Origin of the sequence: Streptomyces sp. NBC_00354, assembly GCF_036106915.1 — a bacterium.
GTDB lineage: Bacteria > Actinomycetota > Actinomycetes > Streptomycetales > Streptomycetaceae > Streptomyces.
In genome coordinates, this window is the sequence record NZ_CP107983.1 from 2,206,999 (window position 1) to 2,223,078 (window position 16,080).

Genomic DNA, 16,080 nt, shown 5'->3' on the forward strand with positions numbered 1-16,080 from the left:
GCCACAAGGGCTCTGACCCGGTGGATCAGCCGTCCGCCGACGGCAGTTCGGCGAGGTGGCGCAGCGGGACCGGGCAGGACAGCGGCCGCCGGTCGGGGGCGGGGTCCTCCCCGGCCAGGGCGGCGACGGCCGGTCCGCACATCCGGCCCTGGCACCAGCCCATTCCGGCCCGGGTGAGGAGTTTGACCGAACGGGCGTCCCGCGCGCCGAGGTCGGCGACGGCCTCGCGGATCCGGCCGGCCGGGACCTCCTCGCAGCGGCACACGTCGGTGTCGTCGCGGAGCCAGTCGGTCCAGCCGGCGCCCGGGCGGTGGGCGGCGCCCATGGCCTCGGCGAAGGCGCGGAGGCGGCCGCGGCGGCGGGCCAGGTCGGCGGGGACGGCCCGTCCGGCAATGGCGTGGGCGGCGATCTCCCCTTCGAGCAGGGCCAGTTGGGCACCGCCGATGCCGCCGGTCTCACCGGCGGACCAGATGCCGGGTACGGAGGTCCGCTGCTCGGCGTCCAGCGCCAGGGCGGCGGTGCCATCGGCGCTGCGGCGGGTGGCGCAGCCGAGGCCGGTCGCCAGCTCCAGTTGGGGGACGAGCCCGTGGCCGACGGCGAGGGCGTCGCAGGGGATCCGGCGGGCAGTGCCGGGCACGGGCCGCCAGTGCCGGTCCAGGCGGGCCACGGTGACGGCCTCGACGCGGTCGGTGCCGTGGGCCTCGGTCACGGCGTGCCGGGTCAGCAGCCGGATGTGGCGGCGGAGCAGTGCGCTGCCGTACGTGGCGGCCTCGGCGAGCTTGCCGGGGTTGCGCAGCAGAGCGGGGACGTGGCCGGCGTAACCGCTGTACGCGGCGGCTTCGACGACGGCCGGCACCCGGGCCCCGGCGGCGGCGAGCGACCCGGCGACGGCGAGCAGCAGCGGCCCGCTCCCGGCGACGACGACCCGCCTGCCCGGCAGTACGAGCCCGCTCTTGAGCATGGCCTGCGCCCCGCCGGCCCCGACGACCCCGGGCAGGGTCCAGCCGGGGAAGGGCAGTTGCCGCTCGTAGGACCCGGTGGCGAGGAGTACGGCCCGGGCGTGCAGGGTGGCGGCCGCCTCGTCGGGGCCGGCGACGGCGTGCAGGGTCCAGCCGGGGCCGTCCGGTACGACGGTCCAGACGTGGTGGGCCGGGAGGTACGTGATGCGGCCGGCCTCCTCGTGGGCCCGGAGGGCGGCTTCGCGGGAGGCGAAGGCGGCCCACCCGTGGTGCAGGGCTTCGGGACGGTCCGCCCCGAGCCCCGGCGCGGGGTGGCGGTAGTACTGCCCGCCGGGCCGCTCCCCCGCATCGAGAAGGACGACCCGCAGCCCGAGCCCGGCCGCGGTGACGGCGGCGGCGAGCCCGGCGGGGCCCGCACCGACGACGGCGAGGTCGGACGGGGCCGCGTCAGACGCCGAGCTCGGCATGGCCGGTTCCCTCCTGGGTGGTGACGGTGTCCCCGGGGCGGGCGGGGACGAGGCAGGCGCGCTGGTTCGGGCGGCCGTTGACGGTGACGAGGCAGTCGTAGCAGCTGCCGATCCCGCAGAACGCCCCGCGCGGGGCGCCGCGTTCGCGGGTGGTCCGCCAGGCGAGGATCCCGGCGCCCCACAGCACGGCGGCGATGCTCTGCCCCGCCTGGGCGGTGAGCTCGCGGCCGTCGAAGCGCAGGACGTACGTGGCCGAGGGGGCTCCGCCGACCAGGGTGCGGGGGGTCCGGCTCATCGGCGGTTCTCCTTCGGCGTGGTGCGGGTGGCGGGGCGGTACCGGTTTCCGCTGCGCGGGCCTTCTCCCCGCCCCGCCCTTTCTCCGTTTCCCGGGGCTCCGCCCCGGACCCCACCCAGACTCCGTCCGGGGGTACCCCCACGCCTCAAACGCCGGCGGGGCTGAATCTCGCACAGCCCGGATTCGGCGGCCGGGCCGGTCATCGGGCCGGGTCCCGGTCGAAGCGGGCGGGGTGGAACGGCGACAGGGGGAGCGGGGGTTCGGCCCCCGTCAAGGTCGCGGCGATCAGGACGCCCGTGGCCGGAGCCAGGCCGATGCCCGCGCCCTCGTGGCCGCAGGCGTGCAGCAGGCCCGGGACCCGGGGGTCCGGGCCGATCGCCGGGAGGTGGTCCGGGAGGTACGGGCGGAAGCCGTGGTAGGTGCGGAGGATCCGTGCGTCGGCCAGGACGGGGAACAGTGCCGCCGCCTGAGCGGCGAGGCGGCGCAGGGCCTCCACCGACAGGGACCGGTCGAAGCCGACCCGCTCCCGGGTGGCCCCGATCAGCACCGGGCCCGCCGGTGTGCCCTCCACCACCGCCGAGGACTGCAGCGCCGCGGAGCCGCTGGCGACGTCCGCGATGTAGTCGGCGGCGTAGACCTTGTGCCGGACCACCCTCGGCAGCGGCTCCGTCACCAGGACGAACCCGCGGCGCGGAAGCACCGGCAGGGACACCCCCGCCAGTTCCGCGATGCGGCCGCCCCAGGTGCCTGCCGCGTTCACCACCGCCGGGGCGAGGAGTTCACCACCGCGCGTGCGGACCCCGCGGACACCCCCGGGCCCCGTCAGGATCCCGGTCACCTCCTCCCCCAGGTACACCGAAGCTCCCGACGCGGCGAGCAGCCTGGCCGCCGCCTGGGCCGGCTGGACCTGGGCGTCCTGCGGGTACAGGAACCCGCCGGCCGGCCCCGGGGCCAGATGGGGCTCCAGCTCGCGGAGGTCGCGGGCCCCCGCCTCGAGGGCTTCGACCCCGACGGCGCGCTGGCCTTCGGCGACATCTCGCAGCGCCCCCAGCGAAGCCTCGTCCGGGGCGACGACGAGCCCGCCCTTGGCCTCGTACTCGATCTCCTGCGGGAGGACCGCGGCGAGTTCGCGCCACAGGCCGGCCGACAGCAGGGCCAGGTCGAGCTCCGGGCCCGCCTCCTTGTCGGAGACGAGCAGGTTGCCTTCCCCGGCTCCCGTCGTGCCGCCCGCGACGGGGCCGCGGTCGACGACGGCCACGGAGAGTCCGGAGCGGGCCGCGTAGTACGCGATCGCGGCTCCGACGACGCCGGCGCCGATGATCACGACGTCCAGGGGATGTCTCTTGGGCACGGCAGTAATATGTCACATTCTTCAGTCGGTGCCTAGGTCGGCCGGGCCGGTCCGCGTGCCGGTCCCTCCCCCCGTTGCGGAAGGGACCGGCACGGTCGCGGGATCAGCTGCGCAGCGGGCCCTCGCAGCTGTAACTCGACGTCCCCGCCTTGTGGTCGGTCCAGATCTCCACGGGGCCGAAGGAGCAGTTCATGTCGGCCAGGTTGTTCGAGGCCGCGCCCGCCCGGTCGAGGATGAAGTAGTCCACCGTCTCCGACATGTCCTTGAAGTTCTGGTCGTCGCTGCGCCAGTTCTTCAGGTTCGAGGAGATCCGGCCGGTGCAGGTGAACCGGCGCTTGCCCGGGTCCCCGTTCTCCACGCAGTCCGGGGTGTTGTACGTGGCCGTCGCGAAGGCCGACTTCACGTTCGCCAGCGCGGAGTCCCGCAGCCGGTCGTTGGGCGTGAAGACCGTGTTCGGCACGTAGAGCTGGTCGACCTTGGCGATCTGCGCGTCCAGGAAGCGGTCGTAGTCGCGCTGGAGGTAGGTGTCGGCGCCCATCCGGTGGCGCCACGCGTCGTACCCGGCGACGTCGTTGGCCCGCAGGTGGGTGTACATCTCGCGCAGCAGCGAGGGCTTCTCGGTCCACAGGAACTCGAAGAACGTGCCCGCGTAGTTGTAGAAGCGGAATCCGTCGCCGTCGTACGTGGCGTTCAGCAGCTGCTCGACCGACATCCGCGGGCCGCCGCCGGCGGTGTCGCCGATGATGCCCTTGACCAGGGACTTGCGGACGGCGATGCCGTTGTCGCGGGTGGCGCCGTCGAAGAACTCGGCGGTGCCCTCGTCCATGGCGGTGGTGCGGTCTCCCTCGTACCAGGGACCCTCGCCGAAGAAGCCGGGGACGGCGAACCGGCCGTTGAGGTAGTGCGTGTACTCGTGGCGGAAGAGCTCCTCGAGGGTCAGGGAGGAGTCCTGCGGGACGCGCCGCTGGTACGTGTAGAACGTGGCGCCGTTCTCGATGTACATGCCGCCATTGTTGGTGCCGTAGCCGTACAGCATCGTCTGGTAGGTCACGTAGTCGGCGCGAGAGGCGTACAGCACGATGTTCAGCGTGGTGTTGGGGTCGCCGGCCAGCGGCTGGTCGGTCCCGAGCACCCGGTGGAACTGCGTCTTGACCTGCTTGCTCGCGTAGTAGAGCTGGTCGACGGTGGCCCGGTCGAGGGCCGTGCGGACCTTGATGGCGCCGTTGTCGTAGGCGTACGTGTTCGGGAAGAGCACCTTCTCGATGTCCTCCTTGCACACCCCGTACTGCTTGCACGCGTTGTAGGTGTTCAGCCAGGAGACGATCTTGGCCCACTGTTCGCTGCCGTTGCCCCACCCGGCCTTGACCGGCTCCAGGAGGGCGCCGAGGTCGGCGGCGATCTGGTCCTGGAGGCCGTCGATCTGGCCGAAGCGGCCGTACTCGCCGAGCGCGTCGCGGGCCGCCCAGTCGTTGGCGGTGCCCTTGAGGTGGGTGTATCCGGCGAAGGCCTTGAAAGCGGCCCGGTAGGAGGAGTCTGCCTTGGCCGCGGCGTGGAAGGCGCTGTCCTGGTTGCCCGGGTACACGCCGAGGTAGTTGACGGTGAGGGCGGCGAGGGCCGCGCCGCCCCAGGCCGCGTCGGTGTTGGTGGCGGTGTGCGACGCGTCGAGGGTGGCCAGGACCTTCTTGACGAGGCCGAGCTGGCTCTGGCGCATGCCGGGGCCGGTCGCGTAGAGGGCCTCGCGCAGGGTGCGGGCGTTGGAGGCGGTGGCGTCGAAGGTGCGGGCCGCATTGCCGAAGTCGGTGACGGCCCTGCTCATGGCGCCGACGGTCGCGGCGTCGGTGAGGTCGATCTCGGAGCGCGAGAAGTCGTGGTACATGGCCGCGTGCAGGTACGTGAACATCTCCTCCAGGTGCGAGGAGCCCTTGCCGTCGTGGGCGGCGGCCAGGCCGGATATCCGGCGGGAGACGGCCTGGACGTGCGCGTCCGACATCACGGGCACGAGGCGGGCGTCCCAGGTCCAGATCAGACCGCGCAGACAGCCGTCGGCGGTGACGGCCGGGTCGGCCAGGAAGTCGGCGAACTGCTCGGGGCTCAGGCCCGTGATCCCGTCGAGGGTGCAGGGGACGCCCGCGGCGACGCTCTGCGCGGTGGTCGCGGCCTGGGCGGCGGCGGCGAGCTTGCGGCTCTTCTCGGCGCGCTCGGTGCGCTCGGCCGGAGCGGCAGCGGCCGGGGCGGCCCCGGGGACGCGGCCGTCGGCGGCCAGCCCGCCGGGGGCCTGGGCCGTGGCGGGCGCGGCCTCCTTGGGCGAGGCGAGGTGGTCGACCTCGTCGAAGGGGTTCGGGGCGGGCGCACCCGAGGTGAAGGTGCCGGGCACGGCGGCGGGGGCGGCGGGGGCGGGCCGCTCGGCGGTCTGGGACACGGCCTGGCCCGCGGAGGCGAGCAGCGTCACCGCGACGGCGGCGGAGAGGAGAGACGTACGCACAGCTCTGTGCTGAGACACCAAAGACTCCTGGCTGGGAGGGGAGGTGGGGGAAGTGGTGCGTGAACTGCCCTGCGTCACGCGGCGTTTGACGGGGATTAACGTGCCGCGGTGTGAGCTGTAACATAGTAATGTGAAATTGCACTGACAAGGCCTGTGCGCCCACCAGTTCGCACCTTCTTGAGGGAGCCCCCATGACCGACACCCCCTCCGGCGCCTCCCCCGGCGCCGAATCCCGCCTCAACATCGGCAGCCACGACCTGCCGGTGTCGCCGGAGTTGTCCCGGTTCATGGCCGCCGACTGGGCGGCGTCCCCCCTCCCCGCCGCCGCGCGGGTCTCCGCGTACGAGGTCACCCCGGCCCGGCGCGCCCGGCTCTCGGCGCGCTTCCCGGGCGAGCGGCTGATCATCCCGGCCGGTGAGCTCAAGGTCCGCTCCAACGACTGCGACCACCGCTTCCGCCCGCACAGCGCGTACGCCTGGCTGACCGGGCTGACGGGCGAGGACCAAGTGGGCCACGTCCTGGTGCTGGAGCCCTCGGGCCCGCACGGCCACGAGGCCGTGCTGTACCTGCGCCCCCGCTCCCCTCGCACGGACGGCAACGAGGAGTTCTACCGGGACCGCCGGTACGGGGAGTTCTGGGTCGGCCGCCGCCCCGACCTGGCGGAGGCTCAGCGGCTGACCGGCCTGCGCTGCGCCCACCTGGACGACCTCGGCTCCCCGGCGGGCCGCAACGCCGGGGCGGACCGGGAACTGGCCGCCGCGCTCTCCGAGTTGCGCCTGGTCAAGGACGCCTGGGAGGTCGGGCAGCTCCAGCTCGCCGTCGACCACACGGCGGCCGGTTTCGAGGACGTCGTACGGGCGCTGCCGCGCGCCCTGGCGCACCCGCGCGGCGAGCGGTGGATCGAGGGGGTCTTCGGCCTGCGCGCCCGGGCGGAGGGCAACGGCACCGGATACGACACGATCGCGGCGTCGGGCGCGCACGCGTGCGTCCTGCACTGGATCCGCAACGACGGCCGGCTCGACCGGGACGAACTGCTGCTGCTGGACGCGGGCGTGGAGACCGACAGCCTCTACACGGCGGACATCACGCGCACCCTCCCGCTGTCGGGGCGCTTCTCCCCCGTCCAGCGGCAGGTGTACGAACTGGTGCTGGCGGCGCAGGGCGCGGGCATGGCGGCGCTGCGCCCGGGCGCGAGCTTCCGGGACTTCCACCGGGCCGGGATGCGGGTGATCGCGGAGGGCCTGGCGGAGTGGGGCGTCCTGAAGGACGCGCGGGGCGACCTGCACCGGCGGTACACGCTGTGCAGCAGCGGTCACATGCTGGGGCTGGACGTGCACGACTGCGCGAAGGCGCGCGCGGAGACCTACCTGGACGGGGTCCTGGAGGAGGGCCAGGTCCTGACGGTCGAGCCGGGCCTGTACCTGCAGCCGGACGACGAGACACTACCCCCGGAGCTGCGCGGCATCGGGGTGCGCATCGAGGACGACCTGGTCATCACGGCGAAGGGCGCCCGACTGATGTCAGGCGCCCTGCCCCGCACGGTCGCGGGGATCGAGGAATGGATGGGGTCCCTACTGGAGAGCCGGTGAAACCGGACGGTCAGTGACCGGTGAAGCCGGAAGGCCGGCGGCTGAGTGGCTAGTGGCCACCGCCACCGCCACCTCCGCCGCCACCGCCACCACCGTGGCCGCCGCCGTTCCCGCCTCCGCCGTTCCCGCCGCCGCCCCCGCCGCCGTCGTGTCCGCCGCCCCCACCGTCGCCGCCGCGGTCACCGGATCCGTTGCCGTTCCAGCCGTTGTCGTGGCCACCGCTCCAGTTGTCGTTCCGGTTGTCATGGTTGGAGCGGCTGTCGTTCCAGCGGCCGTCGTTCCAGTTGTCGTTCCAGTTGGCGTTGTTGTGCCGGCCGTCGTTCCAGGAGTCGTTGTCCCAGCACCAGCTGGGGCGGTCGTTCCAGTTGTGCCAGCGCGAGGAGTCGCAGCAGTCACGCCAGTGGTCCCCGCGCCAGTCGTCGGAGCACCATCCCGTGTTGTTCTGCTGGGTCTGAGGGAGACCCGCGGCGAACGCCCCGCCGACAGGCATCAGGCCGAGCGCGACGCCCGCGGCTCCTGCCACGATCGTCGCGGTGATGACACGGCGCATGACCATGCACCTCCGAGGATTGAGACATTCCTTATAAAAAGGTTATTTCCACCCTCACCCCTCCCTGGCTTGCTGTCAAAAGCACCTGGTCAGCGATCCGGCAACTCGGCTGCGGCCGTACCGAGTACGGCAATACCGTCCAGTTCGACCAGGGCGGGCTCGTCCCAGAGGCGGACGACCCCGATGACCGCCATCGCCGGGTAGTCGCGGCCGGCCAGCCGGCGCCAGACACGGCCGAGTTCGGGCGCATGGGTGCGGTATGCATCCACGTCGACCGTGTAGACCGTCACGCGGGCCAGGTCGGCCGGGGTACCGCCGGATGCGGCGAGGGCCGCCAGGAGGTTGGCCAGAGCGCGTTCGAACTGCTCGGGCAGGGTGTCCCCGACCACCTTGCCCGAGGCGTCGAGCGCGGTCTGGCCCGCCAGGAAGACCAGCCGGGAGCCGCTCGCGGCCACGGCGTGGGAGAAGCCCGCCGGCGGGGAGAGCTCCGCCGGGTTGATCCGCTCGAGGCTCACCGGTACAGCTCCTTCGCGATGATCGTGCGCTGGACCTCGCTCGCGCCCTCGTAGATGCGCGGGGCCCGGACCTCCCGGTAGAGGTGCTCCAGCAGGTGGCCGCGCTGGAGGGCGACGGCGCCGTGCAGCTGGACCGCGTGGTCCACCACGTACTGGGCCGTCTCCGTGGCCAGGAGTTTCGCCATAGCCGACCGGCGCGGGACGTCCGGCGAGCCGGCGTCGTACGCGCCTGCCGCCGCGTAGACCAGGAGCCGGGCGGCCTCGGTGCGGGTGGCCATCTCGGCCACCCGGTGGCCCACCGCTTGGAGGTCGCCCAGTACCCCGCCGAACGCGGGCCGCGCCGCCGTGTAGGCCAGGGTCGCGTCCAGGGCGGCCCTGGCCATGCCGACGGCGAAGGCGCCCACGCTCGGCCGGAACAGGTTCAGCGTGTCCATCGCCACCCGGAAGCCCCGGCCGGGCTCGCCCAGCAGGTCCTGCGGGCCCACCGGGACCCCGTCGAAGGACAGCCGGCCGATCGGATGCGGGGAGAGCATGTCCAGCGGCTCCCCCGACAGCCCGGGGCGGTCGGCCGGGACCAGGAAGGCGGTGACCCCCTTGGCGCCCGGACCCTCGCCGGTCCGGGCGAACACCGTGTAGAAGTCGGCCTCGGGGGCGTTGGAGATCCAGCACTTCTCGCCGCTGAGCCGCCAGCCGCCCCCACCGACGCCACCGTCCTGTACGGCCTCCAGCGCCAGCGCCGCCGCGTCCGAGCCCGCCCCCGGCTCGCTCAGCGCGAAGGCCGCCACCGCGCGCCCGGCCCGCACCTGCGGCAGCCAGCGCGCCCGCTGCTCCGGTGTCCCCGAGCTGAGCACCGGATGCGCCCCCAGACCCTGGAGGGCGAGGGCCGTCTCGGCCTCCGTGCACCCGTACGCGAGGGATTCGCGGAGCAGGCACAGCTCCAGCGCCCCCGAGGTGAACACCCGCTCCAGCAGGCCCAGCTCACCGAGTGCCGCGAGCAGCGGGCGGTTGACCCGCCCCGGCTCCCCCTTGTCGGCGAGCGGCCGCAGCCGGTCCGCCGCCAGCGCGCGCAAGTGCCCGCACCACTCCTCTTGTTCCGCCCCGAGCGCGAATCCGGTCATCCGAATATCCCCGCTTCTATCGCGTCCTGTTGACTGCCGTCACCATCACGATACGCTCGTAGCGCACGTGCACGGCCTGCTCCGCCACTTCGGTCCCCCACCCGGGGGCCGCTGCCGTTGCAAGGGGGCGAACCCGCCTTGGAGCTCAAGCCTTCCGCCCACGCCGACACCTTCGCGCGCGACCACCTGCCGCCGCCCCACGCCTGGCCGCGGCTGCTGTTCGAGCTCCCCGAGCTGGCCTACCCGGACCGGCTCAACTGCGGCGCCGAGCTGCTCGACACCACCGTCGCCCGGTTCGGCCCCGACCGCCCGGCCTTCCGCAGCGGCACGGGCGAGGTGTGGTCGTACGGGGAGCTGCGCGAGCGCGTGGACCGCCTCGCGCACGTGCTCACGGCCGACCTCGGCGTGGTCCCCGGCAACCGGGTGCTGCTGCGCGGCCCCACCGGCCCGTGGCTCGCCGCCTGCTGGCTGGCGGTGATGAAGGCGGGCGCGGTGGCGGTGACGGTCCTCGCCCAGCAGCGGGCGCAGGAGCTGGCCACGGTCTGTGCGATGGCCCGGGTGCAGCACGCGCTGTGCCATGTGGGCGTGCTGGACGACCTGGCCAAGGCCGGGGTGCCCGGCCTGCGGATCACCCCGTACGGCGGCGAGGCCCCCGACGACCTGCTGCGGCTGGCCGACCGGCACGAGGAACCGTTCCGCGCCGTCGAGACCTCCGCCGACGACGTGGCCCTGATCGCCTTCACCTCGGGGACCACCGGCCGCCCCAAGGGCTGTATGCACTTCCACCGCGATCTGCTCTCCGTCGCCGACACCTTCTCCCGCAACGTCCTGCGCCCCCGCCCCGACGACGTCTTCGCGGGCAGTCCGCCGCTCGGCTTCACCTTCGGTCTCGGCGGCCTGGTCGTCTTCCCGCTGCGCGCCGGCGCCTCCGCGCTGCTGCTCGACCAGGCGGTCCCGCGCCGGCTGCTGCCCGCCCTCGCCGCCCACCGGGTCACGGTGCTGTTCACCGCGCCCACCGCGTACCGGGCGATGCTGGACGCCCTGGGCCCGTACGACGTGGGCGCGTACGACCTGTCCGCGCTGCGCCGCTGCGTCTCGGCGGGCGAGAACCTCCCGGCGGCCACCTGGCAGGCCTGGTACGAGCGCACCGGACTGCGGATCATCAACGGCATCGGGGCCACCGAGCTGCTGCACATCTTCATCTCCGCGGCCGACGAGGACATCCGTCCGGGTACGACCGGCCGCGTGGTGCCGGGCTGGCAGGCGCGGGTGGTGGACGCCTCCGGCCGCCCGGTCGCGGACAACGAGCCGGGGCTGCTGGCCGTACGCGGCCCGGTGGGCTGCCGGTACCTGGCGGACCCCCGGCAGGAGGAGTACGTACGGGACGGCTGGAACCTGACCGGGGACACCTACGTCCGCGATCCGGAGGGCTACTTCCGCTACGTCGCCCGCGCCGACGACATGATCGTCTCTGCGGGCTACAACATTGCCGGCCCGGAGGTGGAGGAAGCCCTGATGCGCCACCCGGACGTGGTGGAGGCCGCGGTGGTGGGCCGCCCGGACGAGCGACGCGGGCAGATCGTGGTGGCGTACACCGTCCTGCGGGCGGGCGCGGCGCTGACGGAGGAGGCCCTGCGCACGTTCATGCGGGCGGAACTGGCCCCGCACAAGTGCCCGCGCTCCTTCGTCTTCCTCCCCGCGCTCCCGCGGACCGCGACGGGGAAACTGCAGCGGTTCCGGCTGCGCGACGCCGCGAGCCCGGGCTGACCGGCAAAACGCCCCCTACAGTGAACCCGTGGTCGAGCAGCACACCCCGCGATCCCTGATCGTCACGTTCTACGGAGCCTACGGGCGGGCCTTCGAGGGCCCGGTCCCGGTGTCGGCGCTGGTCCGCCTGCTGGGCGCGGCCGGCGTGGACGCCCCGTCGGTCCGCTCGTCGGTGTCCCGGCTGAAGCGGCGCGGCTTCGTGCTGCCCGCGCGCGCCGCGGACGGCTCGGCGGGGTACGAGCTCTCGGCGGAGGCGCGGCAGCTGCTGGACGACGGCGACCGGCGGATCTACGGGGACCGCGACGCGCACCCGCCGGGGGAATGGCTGCTGGCGGTGTTCTCCGTACCGGAGCAGGAGCGGAGCAAGCGGCACCTGCTGCGCTCGCGCCTCACCCGGCTCGGCTTCGGCGCGGTGGCGCCGGGTGTCTGGATCGCCCCGGCCCACCTGTACGAGGAGACCGGGCACACCCTGGACCGGCTGCACCTGACGGCGTACGTGGAGCTGTTCCGCGGCGGCCACCTCGGCTTCGCCCCGACCACCGAGGCGGTGGCCCGGTGGTGGGACCTGACCTCGCTGGCCAAGCAGCACGAGGAGTTCCTCGACCTCCACGAGCCGGTGCTGCGCGCCTTCCGGTCGGGCCGGGAGCCCACTCCGGAGGAGGCCTACCGCGGCTACCTCCTGGCCCTGGACACCTGGCGCCGCCTTCCGTACGCCGACCCGGGCCTGCCGCGCGAGCTGCTGCCGGCGGACTGGCCGGGCGACCGTGCGGCGGCGGTCTTCGCCGAACTGCACGCCCGGCTGCGGGACATCGGGGCGGGGTTCGTGGAACCGTAGGTGCCCGGTCGTCCGATCCTTCAGGGAGAAACTGATGTGCGTGGGGAAACGATCCGGCGCCATCATGAGCCATGACCTGGACCTTCACCCATGACCTGGCGGCCTATCTGGCCGCGGCTGGCCCGGCCGTGGCCGGCGAGCCCGTCGCCAACACCTCCCTGCTGACCGTGACCGACGCGCTGGAGCGGCGCGGCCTGGACGCGTACGGATCCGCCGAGCCCCTCTTCGGCTGGTGGACCGGCGCCGACGGGAGCGTCGCCGGCGCCCTGCTGTGCACCCCGCCGCACCCGCTGCTGATCGGGGCGCTGCCGGACGAGGCCGTCCGGGGCCTGGGGGCCGCGCTCGCGGCCGAGCCGCTGCTCGCCGGGGTCGAAGCACTGATCGCCCGCCGCCGCGACGCGGAGGCGCTGGCCGCGGCCTGGGGGAGGCCGAGCGAGGTCACCGAGGAGAACCGCCTGTACCGGCTCGCCGGACTCGTCGCCCCGGATCCCGTCCCGGCCGGGCGGGCCCGGACCGCCACCGAGGCCGATCTGCCGCTGCTGATGGACTGGGCCGGCGCCTTCAAGCGGGAGACCGGTGAGCCGGGCGGCCCCTCCGAGGCCTTCCTGCGCGACCGGCTCTCGTACGGGGGCATGCTGATCTGGGAGGACGCCGGGACTCCGGTGTCGATGGCCGGGTTCTTCCGCCCGATCGGCTCGGCCGCCCGTATCGGCCCGGTGTACACCCCGCCGGAGCTCCGCGGCCGCGGCTACGCCGCCGGGGTCACGTACGCGGTGAGCGAAGCGGCGTACGCGGCCGGAGCCTCGGAGGTGCTGCTCTTCACGGACCTGGCCAACCCCACCAGCAACGGCGTCTACCAGCGCCTGGGCTACACCCCGGTCGAGGACCGCATCGAGGTGGCCGCCCTCTGAGAAGGCAGCAGCGGTATGAGGGCGGCTGGATGAGGGCAGCTGGATGAGCCTCCCTCAGCCGCGGCCGGCCGGCGGTTTGCGGCTGCCGGCCCGGTAGGGGGCGGGCCAGGGGGCCGCCGGGCCGGCGTAGGACTGGTCGGCGGCCGCGTGCAGGGTCCAGTGCGGGTCGTACAGGTGGGGGCGGCCGACGGCGCAGAGGTCGGCGCGGCCCGCCAGCAGCAGCGAGTTCACGTCGTCCCAGGAGGAGATGGCGCCGACGGCGATGACCGGGACGCCCAGCGCGTTGCGGATCCGGTCCGCATACGGGGTCTGGTAGGAGCGCCCGTACTCGGGGGCCTCGTCCGCCACCACCTGGCCGGTCGACACGTCGATCGCGTCGGCGCCGTGGGCGGCGAAGGCGGCCGCGATGTCCACCGCGTCCCGGGCGGAGGTGCCGCCCGGGGCCCAGTCGGTGGCGGAGATGCGGACGGTCATCGGGCGGTCGTCGGGCCAGACCGCGCGGACCGCGTCGAAGACCTCCAGCGGGAAGCGGAGGCGGTTCTCCAGCGGGCCTCCGTAGGCGTCCGTACGGTGGTTGGTGAGCGGGGACAGGAAGCCGGACAGCAGATAGCCGTGGGCGCAGTGCAGTTCCAGCAGGTCGAACCCGCAGCCGGCGGCCCGTACCGCGGCGGCCGCGAAGTCGGAGCGGATCGACGCCAGGTCCTGCGCCGTCAGCGCGCGCGGGACAGCCGAGACGCCCGGCCGGTAGGGCGCGTCCGAGGCCGCCACGACCGGCCAGTTGCCCTCCGGGAGGGGGTCGTCCATGCCCTCCCACATCAGCCGCGTCGAGCCCTTGCGACCCGAGTGGCCGAGCTGGACGCCGAGCGCGGTGCCGGGCGCGGAAGTGTGCACGAAGTCGGCGATCCGGGTCCAGGCCGCGGCCTGCTCCGCCGTGTACAGGCCGGTGCAGCCGGGGGTGATCCGGCCTTCGGCGGACACGCAGACCATCTCGGTCATCACCAGGGCGGACCCGCCGAGGGCCCGAGCGCCCAGGTGCACCAGGTGGAAGTCCCCGGGCGTCCCGTCGCCGTCCTTGGCGGAGTACATGTCCATCGGAGAGACCACGACCCGGTTGCGCAGGGTCAGCCCGCGCAGCTTCAGCGGCGTGAACATCGGCGGGGTGTCCTCGTCCGGGCAGCCGAAGTCCCGTTCCACGGCCCGGGTGAACCGCTCGTCGCGCAGCCGCAGGTTGTCGTGGGTCACCCGGCGGCTGCGGGTGAGCAGGTTGAATGCGAACTGCCGGGCGGGCTGGTCCACGTACCCGGCGAGTTCCTCGAACCACCGCATGCTGGCGGCGGCGGCCCGCTGGGTCGAGGCCACCGCCGGCCGCCGTGCGGCCTCGTACGCGGCCAGGGCGGCGGGCACGTCCGGCTGCGCGGCCACGGCTTCGGCGAGCGCGAGCGCGTCCTCCACCGCCAGCTTGGTGCCGGAGCCGATGGAGAAGTGCGCGGTGTGCGCCGCGTCGCCGAGCAGGACGACGTTGCCGTGGGACCACCGCTCGTTGACGACCGTACGGAACTCCGTCCACGCCGAGCGGTTGCCGTGCAGCGGCCGGCCGCGCAGGGCCTCGGCGAAGATCTTGGCGCAGCGGGCCGCCGATTCGTCCTCGTCGCACAGGTCGAGGCCGGCGGCCCGCCACACCTTCTCGTGCATCTCCACGATCACGGTGGAGGCGTCCGCCGAGTACGGGTAGGCGTGCAGCTGCATGACGCCGTGCTCGGTCTCGGCGATCTCGAAGCGGAACGCGTCGAGGGCGAAGTCGGCGGCGAGCCAGATGTAGCGGCAGTGCCCGCTCGTCAGGGTCGGCCGGAAGTGCGCGGCGCCGCTCTGCCGGGTCGCGCTGTGCACCCCGTCGGCCGCGACCACCATGTCGTACGAGGCCGCCAGCAGCGCGGCGGCCGGCGCCCCGGTGCGGAAGCGGAGCTTCACCCCGAGCCCGGCGCAGCGCTCGTGCAGGATCTCGAGCAGCCGGCGCCGCCCGATGGCGGCGAAGCCGTGGCCGCCGGAGGTCAGCAGCCGCCCGCGGTGGACGATGTCGATGTCGTCCCAGCGCACGAATTCCGCGCCGAGGGCGGCGTAGACCACGGTGTCGGCCGCTTCGATGCCGCCGAGGGTCTCGTCGGAGAGCACCACGCCGAAGCCGAAGGTGTCCTCGGGGGCGTTCCGTTCCCAGACCTCTACGGTGTGGCCCCGGCGGGCCAGCAGTGCGGCGGCGTACAGGCCCCCCGGGCCGCCGCCGACGACGGCGACCCGCAATGCGCTGCCGACCCGCGTGGTGCCCGCAGCCATGGCGCTACCTGCCCTTCCACTCCGGGGGCCGCTTCGCGGTGAAGGCGGCGTGGAACTCGGCGTAATCCCGGCCGTTCATCAGCAGGGCCTGGGTGTTGGCGTCGAGCTCGACCGACGCGGCCAGCGGCATGTCGAGCTCGGCGGTCAGCAGCGCCTTGGTCTGCGCGTACGCGAGGGCCGGGCCCGCCGCGAGGTGCGCGGCGAGTTCGGCGGCCCGTACGCCGGCCTTGCCCTCCTCGGTGACCTCGCTGAGGAGGCCGATGCGCTCGGCCTCCGGCGCGCGTACGGGCTCTCCGAGCATCAGCAGCCGAGTGGCGTGGCCGAGGCCGACGACGCGGGGCAGCAGGTAGGCGGCGCCCATGTCGCCGCCGGAGAGGCCGACGCGGGTGAAGAGGAACGCGAAGCGGGCGGTGGGGTCGGCGATCCGGAAGTCGGCGGCGAGGGCGAGGACGGCGCCTGCCCCGGCGGCGACCCCGTGCACGGCGGCGATCACCGGGAAGGGGCATTCGCGGACGGCCCGCACCACCTGGCCGGTCATCCGGTTGAAGTCGAGGAGCTGGGCGGTGTCCATGGCGAGAGTGGCGCCGATGATCTCGTCGACGTCCCCGCCGGAGCAGAAGCTGCGGCCCTCGCCGCCGAGCACGAGGGCGCGTACGGACCGCTCCCGGGAGAGTTCGGCGAGCAGGTCGCGCAGGTCGGCGTAGGCGCCGAAGGTGAGGGCATTGAGCTTCTCGGGGCGGTCGAGGGTGACGGTGGCCACGCCGTCCTGCCGGGTCACCCGCAGGTGGCGCCACCGTTCGGTCGCTGCTGTGGAACCGATGAAGGGGCTCACACGATCGACGGTATCACTGCATCGTGACTGCCGTCACAGAAGCGCGACACATGGGTGAGGGTATGCGCCCCACGCTCGCCG

13 protein-coding genes are annotated in these 16,080 nt (G+C 73.9%); 4 read left to right on the top strand and 9 right to left on the bottom strand.

Annotation, left to right across the window (positions count from 1 at the left end):
* Positions 1-25 precede the first annotated feature (25 nt).
* From OHT74_RS09865 to OHT74_RS09880, 4 genes are all read right to left on the bottom strand, one after another.
* A complete protein-coding gene (locus tag OHT74_RS09865; protein ID WP_328620055.1) occupies positions 26-1,426 on the bottom strand; it encodes an FAD/NAD(P)-dependent oxidoreductase in 1,401 nt (466 codons plus the stop codon).
* On the bottom strand, positions 1,407-1,721 hold the full coding sequence (locus OHT74_RS09870) for a (2Fe-2S)-binding protein (protein ID WP_266662689.1): 315 nt from the start codon (positions 1,719-1,721) through the stop codon (positions 1,407-1,409). The genes OHT74_RS09865 and OHT74_RS09870 overlap by 20 nt, the downstream gene beginning before the upstream one ends.
* A 199-nt stretch (positions 1,722-1,920) precedes the next feature.
* Positions 1,921-3,072, bottom strand: coding sequence for an NAD(P)/FAD-dependent oxidoreductase (locus OHT74_RS09875; protein ID WP_328620056.1), 1,152 nt, complete (start codon positions 3,070-3,072; stop codon positions 1,921-1,923).
* Between the two features lie 103 nt (positions 3,073-3,175).
* On the bottom strand, positions 3,176-5,572 hold the full coding sequence (locus OHT74_RS09880) for a collagenase (RefSeq protein ID WP_328620057.1): 2,397 nt from the start codon (positions 5,570-5,572) through the stop codon (positions 3,176-3,178).
* A 173-nt stretch (positions 5,573-5,745) separates the two neighbouring features.
* On the opposite strand from OHT74_RS09880, the gene OHT74_RS09885 reads away from it, so the two are divergent.
* Entirely contained in the window at positions 5,746-7,143 is a 1,398-nt protein-coding gene (locus OHT74_RS09885; RefSeq protein WP_328620058.1) for an aminopeptidase P family protein, read from the top strand.
* Positions 7,144-7,192: 49 nt separating this feature from the next.
* Here OHT74_RS09885 and OHT74_RS09890 read toward each other — a convergent pair whose 3' ends face one another.
* The 3 genes from OHT74_RS09890 to OHT74_RS09900 form a co-directional block, all read right to left on the bottom strand.
* Positions 7,193-7,693: a hypothetical protein gene (locus tag OHT74_RS09890; RefSeq protein WP_328620059.1), complete on the bottom strand. Its 501-nt coding sequence runs from the start codon at positions 7,691-7,693 to the stop codon at positions 7,193-7,195.
* Positions 7,694-7,782: 89 nt separating this feature from the next.
* The gene (locus OHT74_RS09895; RefSeq protein ID WP_328620060.1) at positions 7,783-8,208 is read right to left on the bottom strand and encodes a RidA family protein; all 426 of its coding nucleotides are present in this window, start codon (positions 8,206-8,208) and stop codon (positions 7,783-7,785) included.
* Complete coding sequence (locus tag OHT74_RS09900) at positions 8,205-9,326, bottom strand: acyl-CoA dehydrogenase family protein (RefSeq protein ID WP_266662701.1); 1,122 nt, start codon at positions 9,324-9,326, stop codon at positions 8,205-8,207. Before OHT74_RS09900 ends, OHT74_RS09895 begins: the two co-directional genes overlap by 4 nt.
* Positions 9,327-9,464: 138 nt before the next feature.
* Between OHT74_RS09900 and OHT74_RS09905 the strand changes: the two genes are divergently transcribed.
* From OHT74_RS09905 to OHT74_RS09915, 3 genes are all read left to right on the top strand, one after another.
* The gene (locus OHT74_RS09905; protein WP_266662704.1) at positions 9,465-11,093 is read left to right on the top strand and encodes an AMP-binding protein; all 1,629 of its coding nucleotides are present in this window, start codon (positions 9,465-9,467) and stop codon (positions 11,091-11,093) included.
* 28 nt (positions 11,094-11,121) lie between these two features.
* Entirely contained in the window at positions 11,122-11,928 is an 807-nt protein-coding gene (locus tag OHT74_RS09910) for a PaaX family transcriptional regulator (protein WP_266662706.1), read from the top strand.
* A gap of 71 nt (positions 11,929-11,999) precedes the next feature.
* Positions 12,000-12,839: a GNAT family N-acetyltransferase gene (locus OHT74_RS09915; RefSeq protein ID WP_266662708.1), complete on the top strand. Its 840-nt coding sequence runs from the start codon at positions 12,000-12,002 to the stop codon at positions 12,837-12,839.
* A 54-nt stretch (positions 12,840-12,893) separates the two neighbouring features.
* Here the strand turns inward: OHT74_RS09915 and OHT74_RS09920 are convergent, their stop codons facing one another.
* Together OHT74_RS09920 and OHT74_RS09925 are read right to left on the bottom strand one after the other, a co-directional pair.
* Positions 12,894-15,167 (bottom strand): bifunctional salicylyl-CoA 5-hydroxylase/oxidoreductase, encoded by a 2,274-nt coding sequence (locus OHT74_RS09920; protein WP_328620061.1) that lies wholly within the window; start codon positions 15,165-15,167, stop codon positions 12,894-12,896.
* 4 nt (positions 15,168-15,171) lie between these two features.
* Positions 15,172-15,999 (bottom strand): enoyl-CoA hydratase family protein, encoded by an 828-nt coding sequence (locus OHT74_RS09925; protein WP_266997516.1) that lies wholly within the window; start codon positions 15,997-15,999, stop codon positions 15,172-15,174.
* Positions 16,000-16,080 lie beyond the last annotated feature (81 nt).